Origin of the sequence: uncultured Campylobacter sp., assembly GCF_937997595.1 — a bacterium.
In the GTDB taxonomy this organism is placed as follows: domain Bacteria; phylum Campylobacterota; class Campylobacteria; order Campylobacterales; family Campylobacteraceae; genus Campylobacter_B.
Genome location: NZ_CALKTS010000243.1, coordinates 1 through 4,654 on the forward strand (window position 1 = coordinate 1; position 4,654 = coordinate 4,654).

5 protein-coding genes are annotated in these 4,654 nt (G+C 49.2%); all 5 read right to left on the reverse strand.

Annotated elements, in window-relative coordinates:
- A partial coding sequence (locus tag Q0614_RS08220) for a DUF4213 domain-containing proteins (protein ID WP_298787934.1) occupies positions 1-602 on the reverse strand: 602 nt, incomplete at its 3' end.
- A 679-nt stretch (positions 603-1,281) separates the two neighbouring features.
- Positions 1,282-1,791, reverse strand: coding sequence for a hypothetical protein (locus Q0614_RS08225; protein ID WP_005870878.1), 510 nt, complete (start codon positions 1,789-1,791; stop codon positions 1,282-1,284).
- Positions 1,788-2,741 (reverse strand): hypothetical protein, encoded by a 954-nt coding sequence (locus tag Q0614_RS08230; RefSeq protein WP_298787935.1) that lies wholly within the window; start codon positions 2,739-2,741, stop codon positions 1,788-1,790. Before Q0614_RS08230 ends, Q0614_RS08225 begins: the two co-directional genes overlap by 4 nt.
- Positions 2,738-3,415 carry an ABC transporter ATP-binding protein gene (locus Q0614_RS08235; protein ID WP_298787937.1) on the reverse strand — a complete coding sequence of 226 codons (678 nt, stop codon included), beginning with the start codon at positions 3,413-3,415 and terminating at the stop codon, positions 2,738-2,740. Before Q0614_RS08235 ends, Q0614_RS08230 begins: the two co-directional genes overlap by 4 nt.
- Positions 3,412-4,521: an FtsX-like permease family protein gene (locus tag Q0614_RS08240; RefSeq protein ID WP_298787939.1), complete on the reverse strand. Its 1,110-nt coding sequence runs from the start codon at positions 4,519-4,521 to the stop codon at positions 3,412-3,414. Before Q0614_RS08240 ends, Q0614_RS08235 begins: the two co-directional genes overlap by 4 nt.
- Positions 4,522-4,654: the final 133 nt, after the last annotated feature.

Genomic DNA, 4,654 nt, shown 5'->3' on the forward strand with positions numbered 1-4,654 from the left:
AGCGTGTCGTTGATGAGCGTCGTAGCCGTGATTATCACGTTATCGGCGCGCGGCACGACGCTTACGGCCTCGCTTGCGGGCAGGTAAAACGGCAGCTCCGTTTCTTTGAGCGTGCTTTTGTCAAGCTCTAAAATTTTAAAATCCGCGCCATTTTTCATCAGCGTCTTGATGTAGGGCACCAGCGCGCCCACGACGACGCTAAAGCTGCCGCGCTCGATCCGCAGCTGCTCAAAGGGATCGGCGCCGAATTTCACGTCGTAATCCGCGCGGATTTTATCGAAACACGCCCTACCTAGCGCATTTAGCGCAGCGAGCGCGAGCGTCTTTTTAAGCGGCGCGGCGGAGCCCAGATCGCGCAGTAGATAGCGCACGCTCTTGCCTGCGATATTGCCCGAATCGGGCATCACGCTTGCTTGCGAGGGGCAGCAAACGGCGCCCGATAGGGACTTTAGCGGCGTATAGCTAAGCCCGCACGCGCCCCCTTGCAGCTTCACGCCGCTAAAAAACAGCCCCACGACCGCGCGCTCGATCTTAAGTTCCAGCGCCTGGACGCCTAAAATTTCTTTCGCGCACTCCAGCGTCTGATCTAAAATTTCGCTCATTTTCGCTCCTTTAATGTGGAATTTAGCGCCATTATAGCTTAAAATTTCGGCGCCCGTATTGATATAAATTTATTGATCGCGCGAGCGGCGACATCCAAGCAGACGCGAGATAAAATTTTATGTAGCGAGCGCGTATCGTTGCGGCTTGGAATTTTAAACTGATCGGCGGCGCGGACGAAGCGGCAAACGAGCAAGCGATATTGATGGGGTAGCGAACAGGCGGTGCGGACGGATCAAATTTAACGAGCAAGCCGATGCGAGCAGACAATGCGAGCTAAATTCCATAAGAGCGGACGAGTGAGAGTTTGGACATAGACGGGTAAATTTAACAATAGTAAGCCGATACGGGCTGAATTTTAGGCTAGCTTATGAGCGAATGCGGGCTAAATTTCAATAAATACGAATGGGCGCGAGCCCAGGCGGATACAGGTTAAATCTAATGAAAGTGGCGAGAGCAGGCTAAATTTAACGAAAGCGGCAGCAGTGGGCAAAATTAATAAATTAAGACGCAGGTAAAATTTACTCGGCGGCCGTATCTACGACAAATCGCGCCCGCTGCGGAGTTAAATTTTATTTCTACCTGCTGCACGGCTAAATTTTATTTCATATCCGTCGTGCGATTAAATTTTATTTCCGATCCATCGCAGGACTAAATTTCATTTTCCGATTCGCCGCAAGGCTAAATTTTATTTTCCGATAGCAGGATGTTTATGAGCGGATTTAGCAGAGTTTCGCCGCGAGCGGCGCACAGCACGATCTCGTCGTAGTAGTAGTCGCTCCTGCCGTAGTTGTGAAACTCATACGCGCCAAAGCCGTAGCCCATCGGCGTGATCTCGACGCGCGAGTACCAGGCGTCCTTGGCGATGATGTATTTCTCGGTGTCTTGCGAATAAACCCACACCACGATCTCATCTTTGTTTTTTTGCCGCATCAACCACATGAAGACATTTGCGATGTCGTTGAAAAAATATGTATCGCCGTTTGGCATAACGGCCTGGGCGGTGTTATACAGATCGTTTATCACCGTGCCGCTCTCGTGGCATAGGTATTTGCCAAATTCAATCTGCAGCGGCTGCTTATCCGTGTTGCCGTGGCGCACGGAAATTTTGGATTCGGCTATATCCATCGACGATATGAGCAACCCCATCACGCAGGCGAGCAAAACCGCGGCAAAAATTTTCTTAATCATAGCAGCGCACCCCGAACGAAGTAGTATTTGACGACGTAGGCGCTGCAGATGAGCGCGTTTAGAATGAGCCAGAACGAGGAGTATTTAAGCAGGTGGGTGTAGGCGCGCTTGGTGATGAGCTCCGTTAAAAACGGCACGATGCCGAAAAATATACCCAAAAACAGCGAGCCCCAGATCGCATATCCGACGAAGTAATAATCCTTCAAAAGCATGCAGTACGGGCATTTGTGGTTGGGCTGCTCGTAAACGTAAAGCCCGAAAAAATAGGTGATCGCGTAGTATGCGACGAACAAAAAGAGCAAATTCAGAGCAAAGCTCGCCATCGACTGCTTTAAGAAATTTAAGATCAAAATGGCGCCCAATATCGCGTAGAAAAAGGTCGCCAAAAGCGCCTGCGTGTATCCAAACGGGAGCTTCGGCGCGCGAAATACGACCGAGCAGCAAAACACCGGCACGCGCAGCGGGATATTGGTGAAAAATAGAATTTCTAAAATAAACTCCGCCAAAACGCCCATAAAAAGGATGGTAAAGATCAGGTATTTGCGCTTTAGATAGGGAAATTTGCCCGCTTTAAGATCGAGGCTGTTTAAAATAAGCCAGAGCCCAAAGCCGAAGATCAGTAAAATTTTTAAAAGCAGCAGGATATTACCGTAGCGGTTCGAGCCCACGACGCCTGCGGAACACATCGCGCCGGGCACGATTGAAGAGAGCTCGTTTAAGCAGAGCGCGAAAAATATAAACAAAATGATCTTGCACGCTATCGTGAAGAACAAAATGGTGTTGATGAGATAGTTTCTTTTCTCCAGGGCGTATTGTAAATTTGAGGTGGCGTTAAAGTCCCAGTAGCGTATGATCCGCACGATGTGAAACTGCGAGATCGCCATCAGCGCTATTACGATCAGCTCCACGGCCAAAAACGCGATCACGCTACCCGATAAAAATACGCTCATGCTGAAATTTCTCCGTCTTTTAAAAACACGTATTGATCTACGAAGCTTAGCTCGTCGAAGAGTATGTCGTGCGTCGCGATCAAAACGGTCTTTTTAAGCTCTTTGAGCTTTGAGAGCATCTTGATGAGACCGAGCGAGTTTTGTTTGTCTAAATTTGCCGTCGGCTCGTCGGCTAAGATGATCTGCGGCCCCATCACGAGCGCCCTAGCGATGGCGCAGCGCTGCTTCTCGCCGCCGCTAAGGCTCGAGACGATCTGATCTTTTTTATGCGCGATATTGGCAATCTGCATCGCTTCATCTATGCGCGCGCCAAGCTCATCTCTGCTCAGCCGCTCGAGGCTAAGCGGCGCAAGGACGTTTTTATAGACGCTAAGCGCCTCAAGCAGGTTGAAAGACTGAAATATAAAGCCGATTTTTTTGTGGCGATACGCAGAGCTTTCGATATCGGCGAGCTTGGAGACGTTTGCGCCGTCCACTAAAACCTCGCCGCTACTCGGCTTAGAAAGCGCGCCTATTATAGATAGAAGCGTGCTTTTGCCGCTGCCGCTGACCCCTTTTAAGATTACGATCTGCCCCTCTTCGACGCTTAGGCTTATGTTTTTTAAAGCGCGAAATTCATTCGCCCTGCCCTCGTTGTAAATTTTAAAAAGCTGCTTAATCTCTATCTTACTCATTTGACCGCCTCGCTCATATCACCTATAGCGATGCGCCAGGATGGGATGATGACGAAGGCTAAAAACGGGATCACGCTAAAGACGAAGATCAAAAAGAGCATATTAAAATTTATCGCAGGCGTGAAGGTGATGAAATTTCGCAGCTCGCCACCTAAGAATATATCGCGCAGAAGCGGCGCATCCAGGATAAAAACATAAGCATACGCACCCGCGACGCCGAGCAGATACGCACTTAGCGAGACGATGAAATTTTGAATAAATTTCATCGCGATGATGTCCTTTATACAAAAGCCGATGCTGCGCAAGATCGCGATCTCCTTTTTCTTCTCGCCGTATGCAAGTGAAATTTGATTTTTTAGCAAGATGAAAAACGAGATCATCGCCACGGCGTAAAGCACCATAAAGATCCCGCCCTTGTAATAATACAGATGCCTCACTTCAGCTACCGCGTCCTCCGCGCTAAGGGCTTCCGTATTGGGGTATAAATTTACGATCTTAAGCGCTACTTCGCTTACTTCGTTGGGGTTGGGTACGCTTACGTAGAGCTTGGTGTATTCGCCCTCATTCAGGCTTAGCACCTCGCGCGCGGTGGCGGGATTTAGATAGATCACGTCGTTTGAGACGATGCTGCTTTCGTGCGGCGAAATTTTATTAATCTTAATCGCGATTAGGCGCTGTTCGGTTAAGAAGTGAAACTCATCCTTGTAGTACCACTCGCCCATCGCCGCCTTCACCCCCTCGCCTACGATCATTTCATTTTCATTCAAATTTTCGTCACCTACGATATGAAACCAAACGCGCTTTTGAGCGAAGTAATACATCCCGTCCACGGCGCCCTGCACTTCGCTGACACCCGCGATTTTGGAGATGTCGTAGATATAGCCGTCGTGCATCAGATCGCGCTTGCCCGCGCGCAGAGCCTCTACGACGATGTCGGGTCTGAGCTTGATGACCTTTTCAAGATCGTTTTGAATGGAGCCCGAGATAAAAAGCACCGAGCTTAAAATAAAAACGATAAATGCAAAGATCGCGAAGCTAAAGGAGTGATCGGCTCTGTCTTTTCGCAGCAGAGTCACGGAGTAGTCGATAAAATTTTTACTTATCATAGACGAACTCCGCGTATGCTTTGCTCTTAAAGCTGCTTGAGAGCCGCACGTCCTTTATCTCGCGCGCGAGCTTTTGCAGGCGCTGCTCGCCCTTTGCGCGATCAAAGCTTACATAATGCACCGCAATGAGCGC

Bases quoted from the DNA above. Each gene is read 5' to 3' on its own strand.
- Q0614_RS08225 (WP_005870878.1), bottom strand. From the start codon at position 1,791: ATGATTAAGAAAATTTTTGCCGCGGTTTTGCTCGCCTGCGTGATGGGG.
- Q0614_RS08235 (WP_298787937.1), bottom strand. From the start codon at position 3,415: ATGAGTAAGATAGAGATTAAGCAGCTTTTTAAAATTTACAACGAGGGC.
- Q0614_RS08240 (WP_298787939.1), bottom strand. From the start codon at position 4,521: ATGATAAGTAAAAATTTTATCGACTACTCCGTGACTCTGCTGCGAAAA.
- Q0614_RS08230 (WP_298787935.1), bottom strand. From the start codon at position 2,741: ATGAGCGTATTTTTATCGGGTAGCGTGATCGCGTTTTTGGCCGTGGAG.